General features: G+C 42.9%; 11 protein-coding genes. 3 read left to right on the forward strand and 8 right to left on the reverse strand.

Annotation, left to right across the window (positions count from 1 at the left end; all coding sequences use genetic code 11):
* Positions 1-30 precede the first annotated feature (30 nt).
* On the reverse strand, positions 31-2,748 hold the full coding sequence (locus tag ACQQ6X_RS13330; RefSeq protein ID WP_305165727.1) for a stalk domain-containing protein: 2,718 nt from the start codon (positions 2,746-2,748) through the stop codon (positions 31-33).
* Positions 2,749-3,011: 263 nt separating this feature from the next.
* Here ACQQ6X_RS13330 and ACQQ6X_RS13335 point away from each other — a divergent pair, with 263 nt between their 5' ends.
* Genes ACQQ6X_RS13335 through ACQQ6X_RS13345 form a run of 3 tightly spaced genes read left to right on the forward strand, consistent with a single transcriptional unit; the run spans position 3,012 to position 8,491 of the window.
* The gene (locus ACQQ6X_RS13335) at positions 3,012-4,421 is read left to right on the forward strand and encodes an efflux RND transporter periplasmic adaptor subunit (RefSeq protein WP_305165728.1); all 1,410 of its coding nucleotides are present in this window, start codon (positions 3,012-3,014) and stop codon (positions 4,419-4,421) included.
* Positions 4,418-7,534: an efflux RND transporter permease subunit gene (locus ACQQ6X_RS13340; RefSeq protein ID WP_305165729.1), complete on the forward strand. Its 3,117-nt coding sequence runs from the start codon at positions 4,418-4,420 to the stop codon at positions 7,532-7,534. The genes ACQQ6X_RS13335 and ACQQ6X_RS13340 overlap by 4 nt, the downstream gene beginning before the upstream one ends.
* 54 nt (positions 7,535-7,588) lie before the next feature.
* Positions 7,589-8,491 (forward strand): TetR/AcrR family transcriptional regulator, encoded by a 903-nt coding sequence (locus tag ACQQ6X_RS13345; RefSeq protein WP_305165730.1) that lies wholly within the window; start codon positions 7,589-7,591, stop codon positions 8,489-8,491.
* A gap of 132 nt (positions 8,492-8,623) precedes the next feature.
* Here the strand turns inward: ACQQ6X_RS13345 and metK are convergent, their stop codons facing one another.
* The 7 genes from metK to ACQQ6X_RS13380 form a co-directional block, all read right to left on the reverse strand.
* Positions 8,624-9,826, reverse strand: a complete 1,203-nt coding sequence (metK, locus tag ACQQ6X_RS13350) for a methionine adenosyltransferase (protein ID WP_305165731.1) — start codon at positions 9,824-9,826, stop codon at positions 8,624-8,626.
* Between the two features lie 329 nt (positions 9,827-10,155).
* Positions 10,156-10,446 (reverse strand): alpha/beta-type small acid-soluble spore protein, encoded by a 291-nt coding sequence (locus ACQQ6X_RS13355; RefSeq protein WP_063212248.1) that lies wholly within the window; start codon positions 10,444-10,446, stop codon positions 10,156-10,158.
* Positions 10,447-10,583: 137 nt separating this feature from the next.
* Positions 10,584-11,159 (reverse strand): hypothetical protein, encoded by a 576-nt coding sequence (locus tag ACQQ6X_RS13360; RefSeq protein ID WP_149034517.1) that lies wholly within the window; start codon positions 11,157-11,159, stop codon positions 10,584-10,586.
* Positions 11,160-11,201: 42 nt separating this feature from the next.
* Positions 11,202-12,731: a stalk domain-containing protein gene (locus ACQQ6X_RS13365; protein WP_305165732.1), complete on the reverse strand. Its 1,530-nt coding sequence runs from the start codon at positions 12,729-12,731 to the stop codon at positions 11,202-11,204.
* A gap of 99 nt (positions 12,732-12,830) precedes the next feature.
* Positions 12,831-15,197: a copper amine oxidase N-terminal domain-containing protein gene (locus tag ACQQ6X_RS13370; RefSeq protein ID WP_305165733.1), complete on the reverse strand. Its 2,367-nt coding sequence runs from the start codon at positions 15,195-15,197 to the stop codon at positions 12,831-12,833.
* Positions 15,198-15,741: 544 nt separating this feature from the next.
* Positions 15,742-17,088 (reverse strand): efflux RND transporter periplasmic adaptor subunit, encoded by a 1,347-nt coding sequence (locus ACQQ6X_RS13375; RefSeq protein ID WP_305165734.1) that lies wholly within the window; start codon positions 17,086-17,088, stop codon positions 15,742-15,744.
* A 19-nt stretch (positions 17,089-17,107) separates the two neighbouring features.
* Positions 17,108-20,245 carry an efflux RND transporter permease subunit gene (locus ACQQ6X_RS13380; protein WP_305165735.1) on the reverse strand — a complete coding sequence of 1,046 codons (3,138 nt, stop codon included), beginning with the start codon at positions 20,243-20,245 and terminating at the stop codon, positions 17,108-17,110.
* Positions 20,246-20,280: the final 35 nt, after the last annotated feature.

A 20,280-nucleotide genomic window follows, 5' to 3' on the forward strand; every position in this document is an offset into this window, starting at 1 on the left:
CCTAGCATTTCAAGTATATATCATACCATATCATGACTGGAGGGTGATGGTCTTCGTTTCCTGTTCCCATTTTACAGTCATCCCTAACTGCTCAGACACAAGTCTTAATGGGACTAAAGTCCTACCTCCTAGTACAATAGGTGCAACATCAGTGCTTTGACGCTTTCCGTTCAGAATTACTTCTTTCTTTCCTACAGTCAAATCCATCAGCACACCACCACGCATAATGGTAATCCGCTGATCGCCAGCATTCCATTTGGCTTGCCCACCAAATGCGTCCAGTACATACTTGATCGGAACATACGTCGAACCATCGCGAGTCATCGGAGCTGCGTCAATCGTTGCTGGTGTTCCATTGACTGTCATTGATTTTTGGCCGATCGTCATCTGAGCTGTTCCCTTTTTGAGTCCTTCTGTACCGACCGTTCCCGGTGTATTAAAAGAAATATTATCAAAAGCAACCTTACCTGTCTTAGCACGCTCATCCTGCCCCTCAGCTACATTGACCACATAGAGACGTTTTAGCTTCGCTGGATATGAAATATTCAAGCCACTCATATCTGCGTTAATCGTTTTCCAGCCGTTCCAGTCGATCACTTTAGCGAGATCAATATAGGCGGTTTTGCCTTGGGCATCCTCTAACTCCGCACGCAGCCAGTTCAGACTCTTATCTCCTTTGACATCAAGCGAGATGGATGTAGCTGCCTGTTCCAGTGTCTTCCCGGATGTGCCGTTTAATTGAGCGTAAGCATACATTTTACCACTGCCGTTCGTCATGTCGTAGCTTAGCTCCAGCACTTTGGAATTAGCATGGTCTCCATCCCCTTGTACAACAGCCGCTGTGCCGGTAACACCTTCCACATTTGAAGTGAAATCAACCGGATACGATACATTTTCGAAGTTTTCCCAGTTATTTGTACTTGCCCCGCCAGCAGACAGGATAACAACCGCACTGAAACCATCGTAGCGACCAATGGCATAGCCTGTTTTCACACCCGCATCCACTGTATTTACCGTTAGCTGATTGTCCTTTACACTTCCCTTAAAGCCGATGAACTCCCATTTGAGTGCATCTGACGTAATGCTGACACTCTGTCCATCCTTCGTTTTGGCTGTTATTGGTACTGGGATTTTAGCCCCTGCAGTAAGCGAGCCTGTCCCACTTCCTGCAGTAAGCGATGAAATTTCATCCGCTCCAAGCACGGTGACCTTGGTTGTCGCACTGGCTGAGCCACTGGATGCTGTTAAAGTAGCAGTTCCCGGTTTGGCCCCCTTCACAACACCGCCGCTCACAGACACAACAGCCGGATTGCTGGACTTCCACGTCACTTGCACTTTCGAGGTATCAAATGGATTGTAGTAGTTGTCGTAGCCTTTAAAGGAGTAGCTTCCGGTCTGACCAATCAGCAGCGTTTTATTGCCCTTGATGGTAAAGCCTTTGAGCGTTCCTTTAGGAGCAGTGGTATATACGCCCACTCCATTGACGATGCTGCGTTGCTCTGTACCATATTCTGTATTAAAGGTAAGTCCCGCTGTCGTATCTCCCAAATCGCGAGTTACCATGGTGGTAGAGCCGCCCCCATCGAGGTTCATTCCCTTCCAAACGCCAATATCTTTCATCAGTGTTTGCAGCTCGCTCAGGGATACACCAACGCTGTTCTCATTCTTCTCAACGGCAATGACGTATGCATATCGTTTGTCCCGGGAATATCCCAAAGCCGTACGCGCACGCGTCCCGCCTATACTTGTCGTACTTCGGGAAAACGAAGTCTTCTGTCCGTCATTTACTAATATGGTATGTCCACCGATCATCATCTGAAGGTTGGCAGGATCTACTTCACTCCCTGTCGATTTGACACGAAGGTGATAGCTCGTTTCTACGGTCTGTCCCACAGTCAGATGCGCTTTGGCATAATCAGCTGCTTTACCGTGCGTACGTAAAATGTAGCCATCCTGCGGAACAGTCATATTCAATGTAGCATTCTCGGAGACTTGCGTAACCACACCATTTTGTACCAATATTTCGGTAGGCGTTGTCGAACTGTTTTTAGGCCGCTCAATTGCTTTCCAAGCAGATGTATAAATATACATAGCGTTGGAATGGCTATAGCTGCTCCCACTCGTCTCAGGCGAGTACGAAGCTTTGTTCATCCCTGCCAAAGAGAAGGAAGACCCGTCTCCAGCTTTTACTGTACCTTCAAAAGTAAACTGTTCAACCATCGGCGAGCCATCCTTCGTTACAGCAAAGGCATACATCCCTGTTAAATCAGAGGGTGTAGACATCAACACGCCCTTAGATACTTGTCCACCAATCGGTGCTCCCTCGCTAGAGGTATTAAAATAATCCCCGTTCACGCCAGCAACCGCACCGGTCTCTTTTGCCATACCGCCTGTGCTCTGACGGGTCGTAAACTGTCCGTTCTTCCCTGTCATGACATCTAGTTTTACGTACGGATTTTGCAAGTCTACTCGAATGATATCAGCCAGCGCTGTTCCTTTTGACCCTTTAAAACGATATTTCAATAATGTTGCGCCCGAAGTAATGATCTCCTCACCCAATTTTACCGTTGAACCGGAGGCAGCACTCGCGATTGGAGCAGATATCCAATTATTTAACGGAATTAGAACCCCAGTTCCAGCAACCGGACCGACCCATAATACTCCTGCTAGCGTTAAAACAGCCCATCTTTTAGCAATTCCTTTGCCATCTACTTTCAATTTGCTCTGTTTTCTATTACTTAAAAACATTTGGACAATAGCTCCCATCTTCTTTGTATTCAAACGGATTAATCCGAACGTGACTCTACCAATAAACAAAAAAATCCTCTTATGTTAATAGACTTATTATAAAGGCAAAAGTTCCGAAATACCGCCAACTAATTCATAAAATCCAAAACAGTGAATTGACGGATGCAATATGGGCGCACTATAATACACATGAACTTATGGGTTCATTTTAAACCAATTGGTTCAAGTTTGATTATATGACCCTATCGGAAGGATTGATATTCATGAATAAACAACGGGCCATCATCGTGCTCACTTTATCATTGAGCCTCGCCATTGCCGGATGTTCAACCGAAAAAAAAGATGCCACTTTAGGTTCATCGGCACAGCCAACCGTTGTGCGCACCACAATTGTTAAAAATTCACCGCTCCATACTGCCTATGACTTGTCAGGTACCCTTCAGGCTTATGAGGAACGCACACTAGCCTTCCAAAATGGAGGTACCGTCGCTAGCGCAGAGATCACGACTGGCACTCTTGTCCAAAAAGGTGCAATCATTGCCCGTCTAGATGATGCTGACTATAGGCTGCAGGTTGCACAGGCAACAGCCTCGATTCAAGAAGCTCTAGCTGGTATAGATAACGCACAGGCTAACCTACAGGCAGCTAACTCTGCAATTCAATCTGCTGATGCTGGTATTGCGAATGCTCGTGCAAATGTTAGCAAGGTCAACAAGGGTGCGCGCGCTCAGGAAAAACAGCAAGCGAAAGTCACTGTTGATAAGGCACAAAGCGCCTATAACAAGGCCAAGGCGGATAGCGAGCGGACACAAAAACTGTTTGAGGCGGGGGTAGCTACCGCGTCGGATAACGAGAACGCACACCTGAATGCTACCACTGCTCTTCAAAATCTGGAGCAAGCAAAAGCTTCCTTATCTCTTTTGCTGGAAGGGGCCACAGCCGAAGAGCATCAATCTGTCCAAGCTTCCTTTCAGGATGCGATTGCAGGTAAAACCAAAGCTCTTGCAGCCAGCGAACAGGCTGAGGCTTCCCAAAAACAAGCGCGTGCCAACTACGAAAAAGCCCTAGTCGCTAAGGACCAGGCAGAGCTGGCACTGTCACGCACCCGTTTAAATTCTCCCGTAAACGGCGTAATTCTAGACAAAATCGTGAATACAGGTGATTTGGTCGCATCAGGCCAAGCTGTTTATCGCATAGGCTCCATTGACCGTCTCAAAGTGCTGCTTCCCGTACCAGACAGTGAAATTAGGGATTGGAAAAAAGGACAACAGGTAAAGGTAGCGCTCTACGAAGAAACTCGTCAAGGTACGGTGTCCAACGTCTATCCTTCAACCAGCACAGATACGGGGAGCGTTAACGTAGAGGTTGTCATTGCCAATCCACAACGAGACTGGTTACCCGGTCAGGTCATTAAAGCTGCGCATCAGGTGACAGACAAGAATGGCATTCTTGTTCCTGCTGAAGCAGTCATCAATACGGGAAGCAAGCCCTTTATTTTCAAAGATGTTCAAGGAAAAGCGGTGAGAACCCCTGTGGAGCTTGGCAATCAGGTTGTAGATAATCAATTGCAAATTATATCTGGGCTTCGTGAAGGAGAACGTATTGTCGTTAAAGGGGCGGAGAACCTGTTTGATGGAAATGCAATTCAGTCGGAGGAAGGCGGACGCCCATGATTGAGTACATTGTAAAAAAACGAAAAATTACATTACTGTTTTTTGTCATGCTGATTACAGTCGGGGCTTTCGGTTTTTTCCAGTTACCACAGCAGGAAATGCCCGACGTGACTATACAGAATGCTACGGTCACAACCGTCTACCCCGGTGCTTCGCCACAAAAAGTAGAACAAACCGTAACTAAAGAGCTGGAGAAACGCATCAAGGAGGTTGAAGGTGTTAAAACGATTAATTCGACCTCTGGGAACGGATTTTCATCTATTTTAATCGAATCCAAAAATGGAATCGATCCTCAAACGGTTTGGGATAATATGCGTAAAAAGGTGCAAGATGCACAAGCTGATCTTCCTCAAGGCGCTGAAGTGCCTGTTGTAAATGACAAGCTGACCAGCTCATTTATCGGCTCTTATGCCCTGACTGCCGACTCATCTGCACCCCTGTATAAACTAAATGATTTGACTACCACCTGGAAAGATCAACTTAATACAATTTCCGGCGTATCCAGTGTCAAATTCAATGGTCTTCCCGATCAGGAAGTACGTGTTCATATTGACAACCAGAAGCTTCAGCAATATCAATTATCGTGGGGGCAAGTGGCACAAGCGATTCAGTCTCAGATGGATCGGGTTCCTACTGGTAATATTGAATATAACGGACGAACCTATCAACTCGTTGTTCGTGAGACCGAAAAAGCTGATGAATTAAATCAGTTCATTTTGACACGTACCAAAGAAGGTAACCCTGTTTATTTAAGAGATATCGGTACAACTGAGCTGGCACATTCTGAAGCAGAATATTTTGCTTACGTAGAGGGTAAGCCGGCCATTACACTAAGTATTGGAGCGGAAACAGGGACAGACATCCCCTCTATGAGCGAAAAGGTCGATAGCAAGCTCAAAGAGCTGGAGAAAACACTCCCTGCGGGTGTTCACTTACAAACTCTTTTTGCACAAAAGGATCAGGTAAGCCATATTTTTGACGACTTAAAGCGTGAAACGATTCTGGCCATTGCGGCTGTTATTCTTGTTTGTATGTTGGGCCTGAATTTACTCACCTCAGCTTTTGTCGCGCTGGCAATCCCTATTTCGGTTTCGATCGCCATTATCTTTTTACCCATGTTTGGCATTACTCTAAATCAAATTTCCGTTGTCGGTCTGATCATTGTACTTGGCATACTCGTGGATGATGCAGTAGTGGTAAACGATAATATTGAGCGCAGACTTACGGAATTAGGAGAACCGCCCTCCGTTGCAGCTATAAAAGGTACCAAAGAGGTCATGCTGTCTATTTTGGTTGCAACATTGGCCACGATCTCTGCCTTTGCTCCATTGTTGTTCCTTCCCGGAAATGTAGGTGCCTTTATTAGACCCATTCCCGCCATTGTTTCTCTGGCCATGTTAGCTTCCATGATCATGTCTCTCACGATCATTCCTATTTTCCGAGAATGGTATGAGAAACGCAGACAGACTCGTCATCCTCAGAGGAAGTCTAAACCAGTAGGCTTGCTCGGTCAGCAGATTCATTCTTTAAACAAGCTTTATTCACAACAGCTGATGCCTAAAGTCATTCAGCGTCCCTTGCTGACGGCTATGGTTGGACTTATGCTTGGAACAGCCGCTTATGGATTAGTTCCCTTTACATCGGTTGAGCTTTTCCCTGAATCGGAAGATCCTCATGTTGCTTTAAATGTAAAAATGCCTGTAGGTACTTCCATTGCGGAAACCGACCAGGTCGTTAAGGATCTTGCAGGCTGGATTAAGAAGCAACCTGAAACTTCCAAGGTCGTTTACAGCGCTGGAGGGACTGCTCCCCAACTGTTTAGTGATATTAATAGTGCGGGTGGAAATATTACTTATAACGAAACCGTAGGTCAGATTGCTGTTGTTGGAAAAGAGAACGTATTCGATCTCAATTCGACAGTTGATGCTTGGAAACAACATGTTAAAAAATCCTACCCTGGCGTTACGGTTACCATGTATGTGCCCCGTCTCGGGATTCCGGTAGGTAAGCCCGTTTCTATTCGTATCTCCGGTCAGGATCTGAATGAACTGCAAACCCTTGCCCAAAAAGCAAAAGAGCAGATCGCAACAGTAAAGGGTACAACAGGCATTGTAGATGACGTAGGAATTGAACGATATGCTCTTGAGCTTGAGGTCAACAAGCAAGCAATGGACCAGTATCTCGTAAGCTACACCGATTTGACTCGTACTCTTCTTCTATTAAAGGAAGGAGCTCAAGTTAGCCAATTTGATACGGGAAGCAGTCTGGTAGATATCAAAATGTATTTGAATCACAGTAACGAGGAGCCAAGTAAGCTTTTTCAACAATTAAGTGTAGTGAATGCAGCTGGAAAGCAAATTCCATTAAACCAGCTTGTACAGATTAAACCGTCATTTGCTATTCAGCAAATCAAGCATTACAATATGGAGCGGACGATTACAGTCGAGGCCGACTTGAACGGACGAACTGCAAGCGAAGCCATGGTAGATGTGGAAAGCAAACTGGCACAGATGAAGTTCCCTGAAGGCTATAAGTGGGAGGTAGGCGGGGAAACATCCGATCAGTCCACCATATTCGGGGATTTAGGGAAGTTGGCAATCGTGGTAGTCCTACTCATTTTACTCTTGATCACGATGCAATTTTATTCACTCTCTATTCCTATTATTATTATGACGACCGTATATCTAGCAGCAGCTGGCGGGATTATTGGTATCTTCCTGACTGGTATGCCTATCGGTTTTATGAGTATCATGGGAATTATCGCACTTGCGGGTATTGTTGTGCGGAACGGGATTGTCTTAATTGAATTTATCGAGGATGCAAGACATGAAGGAATGGAATTAAAGGAAGCTGTTATACAAGCAGCCACGGCTCGCTTCAGACCGATTTTATTGACTTCTCTGGCTGCCATTGTAGGTATGATTCCATTAGCACTATTCGGAAGTCTGCTCTTTAAGCCATTGGCGTTCACCGTCATTTTCGGTTTGTTATTTTCGACCTTGTTAACTTTGTTTGTGGTGCCGTCTTTGTATATGATCATGGCTAAGTACAAGATGCACCAGCAACTCAAAAAACAGCAGCGCACAGCTATTACTCGTGACCAACCTTTGTAACGTATGAAGTAGCGATTTCGCATGCTGTCGAGTTGATTCCTGGAGGGAGTATGTATGGAAAGTAAAAAAAATGATATTTTACAGGCGGCCATTCGGCTGTTCTCCAGAAAAGGCTATTATTCGACATCTGTTGAGGAGATCGCCAAAGAAAGTGGAATGGCAAAGGCATCCTTCTATAAATACTTTCAAGGGAAAGAAGAATTGCCTTTGGAAATGTGTATCATTCTAGAAAATAATATTGAACAAGACATCCGGGCACTCTACAGTAAACCTGACCTATCTAAACATGATAAACTGCACGATTTTATTGTTCTCTACCTGAAAAATCTTGTTGAAAACAAAGTATATCTCATGATGGATCTTCCTGAACCGTCCATGCTTATTTTTCAGAATGAACAGCTCAACGGCGTGTTCGAGCAGCATGAATACAAATTGTACAAATGGGTACGTGACTGCCTAATTGATATTTTTGGAACAGCTATCGAAGATCATGCATGGGATATAACCTTTGTGCTTAAAAGTATTGTGTTTGAGTATATTCGTTTTTTTGCCGATCGGATGAATGATGAAACGATTGAACGTCTAACACAGTTTATCATCTTCTTATCCAACTCCCTGGCAGCCAGCCTGAACGGTTCCGATCCTGCTCCCCATTTGTTCTGGAGCAAGCAAGGCTGGTTACCTGAAAGTATACTAAGTAATCCCTTTGACCAAGGTCGCCAGATAAACAGCCTTCTTCATTCTCTAGAAGACAGTATACTGCTGTCTTCGTGGAACTCAGAGGAGAAGCAGGAATGTCAGCAAATCTACGTCCTATTAAAGGAAGAAGCACTGAAAGCGAACCCTCAGAAAGGCCTCTTAAAAGCTCTTTTTGCGTATTTGGAGCAACATAAGGAAATCCAAAAGGTATGTCGTTTGCTCAAAAATGTATTGGGTCTTGAACCAGTACCCGAATAGTCGAGCAGTATTAAGTACATCGTGGTAAGTTCATTGTTAATAGCGAAGCATATCAAAAAAGACTGTCTCATGCATAGCATGAACAGTCTTTTTTTGATTAATGCGTTATTCTGATGACATACGAGGATAGGATTATAAGCCCGCTTGCTCTCTCAGAATTTCAGCTTTATCTACACTCTCCCATGGTACATCCAAATCAGTCCGTCCAAAGTGACCGTAAGCAGCGGTTTGCTTATATATTGGGCGACGTAGATCCAACATACGAATGATGCCTGCTGGGCGTAAATCAAAGTTATTTCGGATCAGCTCAACGAGTTTTTCATCACTTACTTTCCCTGTGCCATATGTATCGACGTTAATCGAAACAGGTGTAGCTACACCGATGGCATAAGCAAGCTGAATTTCCACCTTGTCTGCCAATCCAGCTGCCACAAGGTTTTTCGCTACATAACGAGCAGCGTAAGCAGCAGAACGATCCACTTTAGTTGGATCTTTACCCGAGAATGCTCCCCCGCCATGACGAGCATAACCACCGTACGTATCCACAATAATTTTACGACCTGTCAGACCTGCATCCCCTTGAGGACCACCGATTACAAAGCGTCCAGTCGGATTAATGTAGTATTTGGTTTGATCATCCAGCAATTCAGCAGGAACAACTGGCAAAATGACCTTCTCTTTGATATCTGCCTGAATTTGCTCCAAAGTAGTATCTTCTGCATGCTGCGTGGAAACCACAATGGCATCAATACGAACAGGTTTGCCATTTTCATACTCTACCGTTACTTGAGTTTTACCATCAGGGCGAAGGTAATTCAGTGTTCCATCCTTACGCACTTCAGACAAACGTCGTGCAATACGATGAGACATAGCGATAGGCAGAGGCATCAACTCAGGTGTTTCATTCGTAGCAAAACCGAACATTAAACCTTGGTCCCCAGCCCCGATGTTTTCTGTTTCCTTATCTACTTCAGCAGGATCACGGCTTTCCAGGGCAGCGTTAACCCCTTGAGCAATGTCTGGCGACTGTTCATTCAAAGAAGTCAGTACAGCGCAAGTATTATAGTCAAAACCATATTTTGCACGTGTATACCCAATTTCCTTAATCGTATTACGAACAATGGATGGAATGTCCACATATTCCGACTTGGAGCTAATTTCACCAATGACGAGAACAAGACCGGTAGCAACCGAAACTTCGCACGCTACCCGAGCATTAGGGTCATTAGTCAAAAAGGCGTCCAATACAGCATCGGATATCTGATCACAAATTTTATCCGGATGGCCTTCTGTTACAGACTCGGACGTGAACAAATGACGACCTTTTACAGACATGAATTTCAACCTCCCATAATTAAAATACATGAGGATTAAAAAAAATCCTAACATGGTATGGCATTATTCAGTTACCTTCAATGCAACAAATGACAGAAGATATCTTTTACACCTGATTAACAAAAAATGAACCTTTTCCGGTAGGAAAAGGTTGCGTACAAGCCTCAAATGCCATGATATCCTATTTAAAACAAGGTGTCAATTCATGTCATCCAAATAACAACATTCGATAATAAACGGAGTTTACATGCAAACCATCTTCGATTCACATGTAAATAAACCCATTTTATACCTATTATTCATTTTGAAATTGTATCAATAATTACAGTTTATAATGTGCCAAATTCAGATAAGCTACGTTCAGCAGATTGAACCAATCGTTTAGTAATTTCTCCGCCAACAGAGCCGTTTTGTCTTGAAGTTAAATCGCGCCATGCTACATTTTGACCCCCTGTAAACTCTCCCAATTCTGCTGCAAATTCACTGTCAGCATTCGGATGTATATGTGCATATTGAGGATTATAAACAGGTAACCCAAACTCGGCAGCAATTTCATACTTCAAATCATCCAACCTGGCACGGCTTTCAGGAATTAATCGTCTTTGACCTCTTGACGCCATCGTATAAACCCTCCACTCCATGAAATGATTTTTCATGAGATTAGTGTGCAGTGTTTAAAGTCAACTTAGCCAAGAACAATTTGTTATCCCAAACAGTATTTAAGAAAAAGAGTACCTTAAAAAGAGATGGACACCAGTTATTGAACAGTATAGCCGCCTCGTACCATAACGACCAGACCATACTTCTGCCCTTCTTTTACTTGAATACCTCTTCCTTCTCTAGGAAACGATAATAAATGATTTTTTTCGACAGCCTGGTTATGAACAATTTCCGTTCCAGAAGTAATATCAATAGCACCACTGGCATCCATGCTGTACACAACAGCATTTCCATTACGTAAAATAAATTCTGCTCCTGCTTTGGCGATCAGTTTCTGACCAGGCTTAACATCAACAACCTTTAAAGCTTCTGTCTGCTCCGTTGTTGAGCTTTTAGCTGCATTCGAGGTTCCTGAAGACGTAGAAGTAGTGGTGTTTGTTGCTTGAGCAGTTGAACTAGCTGTTTTACTATTCGTGCTGCTTGACGATACCCCACCTTTGACGGCCTGAGCAATTTTTTGATCAACATAGCTTTTGGTTACGACTGGATCGTCAGCTGTTCCAGGTTGTCCAGAACTGGAGGCTCCATTAACTGAATTGTTCATCAAGGAGCCAGCCACAATTCCTCCTCCGATTAAAACAGCAGCTAACGATACTTTATAGCGTGTTTTCATAAAATCCTCCTACTGCAGGTTATGACAAGTATTAGGTTAGGCTTACTGCGCTCCAGAAGCAGCACCTTGTAAAACCCAAGGTTTTCCATATGCCATCTTCAATGTATCAATGCTTGTAACTATATCTTCAGCCTGTTGCTCAGCAGTAGTCACTTTTAAATTAGCTTCGTAAACCTGAAGCTCTGTAGCCAACCCAACATCAAATTGCTTCTTAGCCATATCAGCCGCACTTCTTGCACTTACCAAACCAGCTTGGATCTGTGAGTATTGGCTTTCCAATGCTTTAATGTTGTTATAAATCGTTCTCACAGCTTCTTCCAACTGTCTCTTTGTGCCTTCTGTAGCATACTGAGCTTTTTCAACATTAAGTTGTTCAGCTTCATAAGGCGTGTTTCCAGGAGTATTAAAGTTATAAAGCTTCAAGCTCAATTCAGCCAAATCGACTTTTTGCTCACTTAACCAAATAGCAGTGCTGCTTGTCAGTACTTGGCTTACTTTTGTCTCTACATTATCTTTAAATTCTGAATAGACAGGCTTATCCTTCAATTCGTAACGTTGCTCTGGTTTATATCCAATCACTTGGTTCAACGACACATAAGCACTATCGAGGTCTTTTTTTGCTTTATCCAAAGCAGCTTGATTTTGAGTTAACTGATTAGTTGCTTGAGTAACCTCATAATCACTCGACATTTGATTATCTCTCTTGATTTGTGCAACTTTAAGCTTGCGCTCGGCATCTTCAATATTCAATGCAGCCAGCTTAACCGCATTTTGTTTTTGAAGGAGTTTATTGTATAGATCCTTCACGTTATATTCAATACCTTCTTTGGTCATTTCCAGGTTCTTTTTAGCTGCCTCATAATTAAGGTTCGTTTGGGCATAACCCTTGAAGGCTTTGTCTTGTGCCTCATCACCTGCTTCAGCAGGAACAAAATCAATATTTTTACCAGTTTCTTTCATAATTTTTCCTGCTTGGTCAATGCTCACTTCACCTGTTTTAACTGAAGTACTATCAGCAATAGCCAGTTTTACTGCATCTTCATAGGTCAAAGAATCATTATAGTAGGTATCGTAAGTAACTTTTGTCACAGGAGCATCGAGTGGCTTGCTGGACAAGCTATTGATGTCAGTAGTGCTACCATTAACTTGATTGGAAATGGTCACTGTTCGTGAAGTCTGATCCCAATTTACTTTGGCGCCTAATGATTGGCTCACAAAACGTAAAGGAACGAGCACTTGACCCTTTTGAATTTGAGTTGCTGCGTCAAGCTGTACCGGATTACTATTTTTATAAGCAAGTTTGGAACCAATATTTAAAGTTAATGTATCGTCGTTTTTAGATGCTGTTACTTTTTTAGCCTTGCTGTCCCACTCCACTTTCGCTCCTAAGCTTTCAAAAACGCCCCGAAGAGGTACCAAGGTTGTATTTTGACTAACTACCGGAGGCTGTGTATATTGCTGAGTTACACCGTTAATAATAACCTTTATATCCCCTGACTGAGCTCCTGCAAGATTGGCAAACGTAGAAGTAAGAAGCAATGTGGTTAGTACGGCCACTGCAAAACGTTTCATAATTTCTCTCCTTTGTCAATAAGACTAATAAAAGAAAAGGGCTCCAAAAGGAACCCTCTTCTCATCTAATTCAGTTAACTCAAAAGAGTTGCTCTTAAATTAGTTGTTGTTGTTTTCAACAGTAACTGTTTTTGCAGTTGCATCATAGTTGATGGATGCATTCAGCGCTTTACCAACCCAAGAAATTGGTAGTACAGTACGGTTTTTGTTAGTTACAGCTTTAACGTCCATACGAATCACAGTACCGTTAACAGTCAACAGGTTAGTGTTCAGTTTGATTTGAGCAACAGTGTCACCCTTGATCAGAGTAACTGTGGAAGTTGCTTTGTCAAACAGGATGTTTTGTGGGGATACACCCAAAGCTTCAGCTGCATAACGTACTGGCAAGTAAGTGCGTCCGTTTTCTGCATAAGCAGCTACATCAGCTGTTTTAGTTTCGCCGTTCACAGTGTAGGAAGTGCTTCCCAGTGTGAAAACAGCTTTAGTTTTAGTAGCACCTGGAGCTGGAGTTCCAACAGTTGCGATTGCTACTTCAGCAGCTGCAGTGTTGTTGTCTTTCCAGTTTTGAGTGTTGTCAGTTGCGCCTTTGTATGCAGTGTAAGAAACTGCGCTACCTTTCAGCTTAGCAACGATATCGCCTTGAGCTACAGTACGGTCAACAGTCAGCTTAGGAGCAGAGATTGTGATTGTACTTGGAGTAGCGGATTCACTGTCGATGTAGAAGCTCAGACGGCCTTTGTTGCTATCGCCGTAAGTATCAGTAGATACGCTCTTCACTTTAACGTCACCAGCTGTAACTTTCACTTCTGGAGTAGAAGCAAAACGTACGCCTGTTGGCAATTCCAAGATTACTTCACGGCTACCGTCTTTCTTAACGAAAGCTTCTTTAGCAGCTTCAGTGATTGTGATATCGCCAACTTGTTGATCGCCCAGACCGATTGTCAGGGTTGGTTTGGAAGCAGCAGCCAGAGTAACTGCTTGTTTCACAGTTGCAACCTTAACAGTACCGCTCAGACCTTGGCTACCAGCAACATCAACATTCAGATCACCGGAGAAACCAGGTTGAGTTGCAACTTCAACGTTTTTCAGTTTCAAAGTACCAGGATCTTTAGAACTGTTAACGTTTTTGAAAGTCAATCTCAAAGTACGTTTGTCGGAATCTGTGTAAGATACCTCTGCTCCACCCAAACCGTTAGTGTTCTCCATAGAACCGGAGAAGTTACTTCCTGGGTTGTTGCTTTCGAAAGTAGACTGCCAACGAGCACCTTCAGGCAAACGCAAAGTTACAGTGCGGTTGTTAACAAAAGAACCAGCAACTTTTTCTTTAATTACGATATCACCAATTTTTTGCTCGTCATGACCAGCAAGAATTGTAGTTGGAGAAGCTACAGTAACACCGCCACCGATTTGACCATAGTTACCAACTACGAGAGAGCTAACGTCAGTAGTTGTGTTACCAGAGATACTAACAGTAACATCACCTTCTTTAGCGTTAGTTTCATCATCAACGTAGAAGCTCAAAGGCAGGTTAAATGTTGTTTCTTTAGTGCTTTCTTTTTTCAAAGACACAGTCAGAGTGTCACCATCAACATTAGAAACTACATCACCAGATGCGATATCACCAAAGAGAATGCTAGCACTTTTTGGAGCGTTCCATTTAAAACCACTAGGCAATTTCAGTTTGATGTTATTATTGTTAGCCAAAGCACCAGCCGTTTGTTCTTTCACTTTCAACGTTGCAGTGAAATTATCTGTGTTAGAAACGGTATCCAAAGCAGACAAAGATACTTGACCGGAAGATACTACGTTTGCAATTGTAACTTCACCGCTAGTAATACCACTCAGGGAAGAAGCATCAATTGTAGCTTTTACAGGTCCATTGCTAGGTCCACTTACATTAATGTTAGCAAAGTTCAGATATACATCAGCGCTATCCTTGGAGTTATCAAAATTCAGCGTTACTCTTGCAGAGTTACTAGACAATTTCTCAACTGTCAGTGCTGTAGCTTCATTATAGCCAGTAGCTGCGGCATTCTTATCGAGTGCGTTATCTTGTGCATCAAGATAAATACCCAAACCATAAGTAGCGTCAGTAGCGGAAGTAGCACGGCCAACCTGAAGATCTCCAGATTTACCAAACTCAAAGCCTTTAGGCATAGTAATAGTGAAAGAAGCACCTTTAGCAATTGAAGCTTGGCTAATAGTTATTTTCGATCTACCCAAAACAGCATTATCTTGTTGGTTTGAGTTGATACTAGGAGTACTAATTACATTGAAGCTGGAAGATGCGTGAATTGCTGTTGGTGCAGTCAATGCTGCAATTGGAGTCGCTACACCAGCAACCAATGTTGCTGTTGCCAGCACGTTGATCATTTTTTTGTTAAACTTTGTCATAACCTTTTTTTCTCCTCCTTGAATATAAACAGAAATATTATTTTTGTCTTTTTGTCGGATCTTGTCACTCATCAGTCGTTACACCTCCTTTCCGAGCTTTATGAGAACCCTTATAAAATGATATCTGTGACAATATCACAGAAGCTTGGAATCTAGTTGAAAGAAAGCGTCCATTTATGACGTACTCCAGTATTATACAATGTGATAACAATGCAGTAAAGATTTTTTTTAGCGAATTTTGTCTTTACGCTTTTGTACCCCTTTGTTTCATACTCACCCAATTAGACGTAGCATGGGTTCAAAAAGTTGCGTCTGTTTCAAAAAAAATTTCTTTTTTTTTGATTATGTATTCCGCTTTCCATAGTCATAATTATACTCTTGAACCTGTTCCTCCGTCATCCTACAACTTTTACCTTCTCAACCTTAAATGTACAAGGTTTATTTCTGTACAATTAATTAGGTCTTTAATGGAGTATATTCGTTACGAATTATCCATAGAATACATAAAGTACATAAAGACTATAGATTTCTTAGAAATCTAATACTCTAATACACTTTAAATAGTAGAAATGACGGAGAACATCAGTTTAATGTAAATATAACGAAACGAAACAAATTATTTTACTACATTAATCTTTGCACCATCCGAAAGCAAACTAACGCCTTTAACGACGACATTTTGCCCCTCAGTAAGCCCCTTGGTTACCTCAACCTGTTTGGCACTTTCCTGACCTGTTTGCACCTCTACCCGCTTCGCAACAGTTCCCTCCACTACATAAGCATACTTCTTCCCTGCCTGCTCTGTAATCGCATCCTGGGATACCAAAATATTTTTTGGAGCTTCTGATTTCATATATACAGTTACAACCATGCCTGACTTCAATTCCCCAGAACCATTAGGAACCGAAATCTCGACAGGATATGCCTTGAGGTCATTATCCATTACGGGATTGACGGCAGTTACTCTAGCTTCTATGCGCTTATTCAATGAATCCACACCTACAGTTACAGACGAACCTACCTGCAGCTTCAGAAGCTCTGATTCAGAAACGTTGACTTTAGCAATAATAGGATTGGTATTTGCAATTGTAACAACTGCTGATTGCGCACTAACCATTTGTCCTTGGACTCCTGTGACTACCGATATCGTGCCGGAAATCGGAGCTTTGACTACAGCATCCACCAGTTGACTACGCGCTGTGTCTAAACTCGCTTTGGCTTGATTTACAGAAGCACGTGCTACGTCTATGCCCGTTTTTTGTTGTGCAAGACGCAATGATTTCTGGGCATTATTATATGTGGTTTGCGCACTTTCCTTGGATGTTTGTGCATTGTGCAGTGCAATCTGTGCATTCTCCACCGCAGTTTGAGCCTTTCGATACGCTATTTGGGACTGCTCTAACTCGGATTGAGATAGAGCGCCCGCACTAAACAACTGTTGGTTGCGATTAAGCGTATTTTGAGCATCACGCACGGAATTCTGAGCATCGATCAGACTGGTCTGAGCTTGTGTAATGGAGTTATCTTGCTGTACAAGCGCACTTTTGGCTTGATCCACACTGGACTCCGCCTGCTGCACAGATTGTGCTGCGCCAGACTCAGCCTGTTTTAAGTTAGCCAAAGCAACCTGGTACGATTCCTGAGATTGCTTAATCGAGTCCTGAATATCCTTTTGGTCTATAGTAAACAATGTATCGCCTTTGTTTACTTTTTGCCCCACTGTAAGATTGATACTTTGAATTTTCCCGCTAATTTTCGGAGATACTTGAGCCGTCTCTTTCGGAGCAAAGCTTCCAATAATACCTGTTGAGTCGTTAATACTGCCTTTAGCCACTTTTGCCACTTGGACTGGGATCGCCTTCTGCACTGAAGCTGATGTAGCGGGGGCCTCCCCCCCACCACAGCCTGCTAATGCAACTGATAAAAGCAAAGTTGTGGCAATCAGAGCACTTTTTTTATTCATTATGTTTCTCCACCTCACCTTATATATGAACACTTTTTTGTAGTTTCGCTTCTTTTTTCAGTTGTCTCTTTTCTTGTCTTTTCAGTTTGCGATTTTTACGTTTTTGAATGATATTGTCCAAAATAACATAAATAACCGGAATAAGAATCAGCGTGACCAAAGCTGCGAAGGATAACCCGAATACAACAACAACCGCCATAGGAGCTTGTGTCTCATTACCATCACCTTTAGCAAATGCCATAGGGATCAAAGCAAGCACGGTAGCCAGCGTTGTCATCAAAATCGGACGCAACCGCTCAGATGCGCCATGAATAATAGCTTCATCTCGATCTTCGCCTTCTTTTCGAAGCTGAATGATGAAATCAATCATGACAATTGCATTATTTACGACCAAACCGACGAGCATGATGTAACCAGTAAAAGCTGGTACACTAAGGCTCGCTCCCGTTACAACTAAACCGATAAGCACACCAATTAGTGTAGGCGGAATCGAAAACATAATAACAAACGGTGTGAGCATCGATTCAAACTGTCCTGCCATAACCATATAAATCAGAACTACAGATAGCAGAATAGCTATGGCCAAGTTTATAAAGGACTCCATCATTTGTTCATTTTGCCCGCCCCCCGTATCTGCACTATAGCCTTCTGGGAAGTGGGTACTCTTCAAAAGGGCATCAATTTTTTGATTGACAGTTAGAATGTCCCCTGATCCATCAATGTCAGCAGTTACCTGTACTTGACGTGTCTGATCTTCACGGGTGACACTATCCGGTACAGCGCGTTTATCAATACTTGCTACCGAAGATAAAGGCACGTCAATTCCTTGTGAAGTGGTAATACGTAATGCTTTCAAATAGGACCAGTCATGGCGATCCTGCTCAGGCAGAGATATTTTCACATCGATTTGATCATCACCTGTGCGATAGCTTGTTGCAACAGATCCATTAAAGGAAGTGTTCACCGCGGATAAAATTTGGGTTGCTGATAAGCCATATTGACTAGCAAGTTCCCGGTTAACGGTAATCTCATATTCTTCGCGAACCGCATTCAAGGAACTTTTTACATTGACCGTTCCCGGTATGCTCTTTACGCCGGCAACGAGATTGTCGGAAAGTTCCCTCAAGACGTCCATATCATCGCCTTTTAGATTAATATTAACCGCCGCTCCAGTCGAAAGGCCTGTTGCAGACGCCAGTGTAATCTCTGCATCCGGAATACTATCGAATTTCTTGCGAAGGCCTTCAACTACAGCGTCTGTTGGCTGATGCCCATCCTTCAGCGCAACACTTAGTTCTGCCGAATTGGATGGAGCTGCCCCTGAATAACCAGAAAGACCACCAGCACCAACAGTCACTGTCATTTTGTCCAGATCAGGAACTTTCAGAATTTCTTTTTCTATACCTTGAACAACTCTTTCAGTCTCCTCTAGAACTGTTCCGTTAGGAAGTTTCACTTTAACTGAGAATTCCCCAGTGTCGGATTCAGGAATAAATTCAGCCTTAACCATAGAAATCAGAGATCCAGCTGCCACAAACATTAATACAGTAATGATTAAAACAGATTTTCGATGATTAATTCCCCACTTCAGTACACGGCGATAACCACCCTTAAATTTCTCAAATCCGATATTAAACCACACAATAGGGTTAATACCTTTATAAGTACCTGAAGAATATATGGATTCATCCGGTACAGTAGGCATCCAACGCGAGCCAAGCATTGGCACAATCATAAGGGATACCAGCAAGGCTGCTATATGGGAGAATATAACAGTTAATGCCAACGGTTTAAACATAACTCCTGCAATTCCGTCAACAAAAACAACCGGTAAAAATACTACAATCTGTGCAAGTGCAGATGCCATAACCGCATTGCCCACTTGCTTGGAGCCATCAATTGCCCCTTGTAGCATACTTTTCCCTTCATGCCGCTGCCTAAAGATATTTTCAATGATAACAACGGCAAAGTCGACAAAGGATCCTAACCCTAGAAGCAAACCGCTCAATGAAATAACGTTAATGGTTTGTCCAGTGAAATACATCATCATAAACGTTGCTACGAAGGAAATTGGAATAACGATCGCAGCAATGATAGTAGAACGTATACTGTTCAAAAATAATAGCAACACAATAGCTGCGATAATAAGCCCCAATATAGCATGTTCTATTAGTGAGTGTACGGAGTCTCTAATAGGTTTGGAAGCATCAGTTACCATATCCAATTGTGTTCCAGGAGGCAGGTCCTTCCGTATCGAATCCAAACTTTCCTTCACAGAATTAGCGATTGAAAGAGTATTTCCACCAGTAGCCTTAGTAACAGAAATATTAATACTTGGCTTCCCATTATAGGTAGAAATAGTGGTGACTTCTTCTACGGAGTCTTCAACTGTCGCGATATCCTTCAATTTCACGCTTCCCTTACCTACAGGGATTGGCGTTTCGCCCATTTCCGAAACAGCTTTATATTCACCTTGAACTCGAAGTTGAATTTGTGTATTACCACGATATACAGAACCCGCAGAGCCAGCAACATTATTAGCCGAAAGGGCCTGGCGAATTTGATCCAGCGTAATGCCATAGCTTTGAAGCTTGGCCTGATCTACAGTGATCTTTACGAGTCGTTCTTGACCACCTGACATGTTGGCTGCAGCTACCCCTGCAATTCTTTCAAGCCGCGGCTCGATAATATCCTCAGCAATAGGCTTCAGCTTGTTAATATCCTGGTCTCCTGTAAAAGCGAGGGTAATAACTGGCGTTGCATTGAGGTCCACTTTTAGAACACGCGGCGAATTTGCCGTGTCTGGAAGAGATCCTCTAACGGTATCAACTTTATCCCTCATGTCGAGGGTTGCCTGGTTCATATCTACTCCCCAGTTAAATTGAATCATGACCATAGATGATCCTTCTGAAGACTCGGACGTGATTGTATCCACGTTCTCGATAGAAGCCAAACTCTTTTCAATAGGTTTAGTAACCAATTCCTCAACCTCAGTAGGCGTTGCATTTGGAATACTGGTCACCACTGCAGCGTATGGCAGCTTCATATCTGGCATATACTCGACAGGAAGCCTTAACGCAAAAATACCGCCCCCGATTAACAAAGCAACAATTAACATAAATACTGTTACAGGACGGCGTATTGAAAACTGAGACATCTCATCACTCCCCACTCACTTCTCTATGTAATATT

Source organism: Paenibacillus ottowii, from assembly GCF_050516475.1.
Taxonomy (GTDB): Bacteria; Bacillota; Bacilli; order Paenibacillales; family Paenibacillaceae; genus Paenibacillus; species Paenibacillus ottowii.

What these genes read in the sequence shown, in the direction of transcription:
- ACQQ6X_RS13330 (WP_305165727.1), bottom strand. Translation starts at nt 2,748, where the DNA reads ATGTTTTTAAGTAATAGAAAACAGAGCAAATTGAAAGTAGATGGCAAA.
- ACQQ6X_RS13335 (WP_305165728.1), top strand. Translation starts at nt 3,012, where the DNA reads ATGAATAAACAACGGGCCATCATCGTGCTCACTTTATCATTGAGCCTC.
- ACQQ6X_RS13340 (WP_305165729.1), top strand. Translation starts at nt 4,418, where the DNA reads ATGATTGAGTACATTGTAAAAAAACGAAAAATTACATTACTGTTTTTT.
- ACQQ6X_RS13345 (WP_305165730.1), top strand. Translation starts at nt 7,589, where the DNA reads ATGGAAAGTAAAAAAAATGATATTTTACAGGCGGCCATTCGGCTGTTC.
- metK (WP_305165731.1), bottom strand. Translation starts at nt 9,826, where the DNA reads ATGTCTGTAAAAGGTCGTCATTTGTTCACGTCCGAGTCTGTAACAGAA.
- ACQQ6X_RS13355 (WP_063212248.1), bottom strand. Translation starts at nt 10,446, where the DNA reads ATGGCGTCAAGAGGTCAAAGACGATTAATTCCTGAAAGCCGTGCCAGG.
- ACQQ6X_RS13360 (WP_149034517.1), bottom strand. Translation starts at nt 11,159, where the DNA reads ATGAAAACACGCTATAAAGTATCGTTAGCTGCTGTTTTAATCGGAGGA.
- ACQQ6X_RS13365 (WP_305165732.1), bottom strand. Translation starts at nt 12,731, where the DNA reads ATGAAACGTTTTGCAGTGGCCGTACTAACCACATTGCTTCTTACTTCT.
- ACQQ6X_RS13370 (WP_305165733.1), bottom strand. Translation starts at nt 15,197, where the DNA reads ATGAGTGACAAGATCCGACAAAAAGACAAAAATAATATTTCTGTTTAT.
- ACQQ6X_RS13375 (WP_305165734.1), bottom strand. Translation starts at nt 17,088, where the DNA reads ATGAATAAAAAAAGTGCTCTGATTGCCACAACTTTGCTTTTATCAGTT.
- ACQQ6X_RS13380 (WP_305165735.1), bottom strand. Translation starts at nt 20,245, where the DNA reads ATGTCTCAGTTTTCAATACGCCGTCCTGTAACAGTATTTATGTTAATT.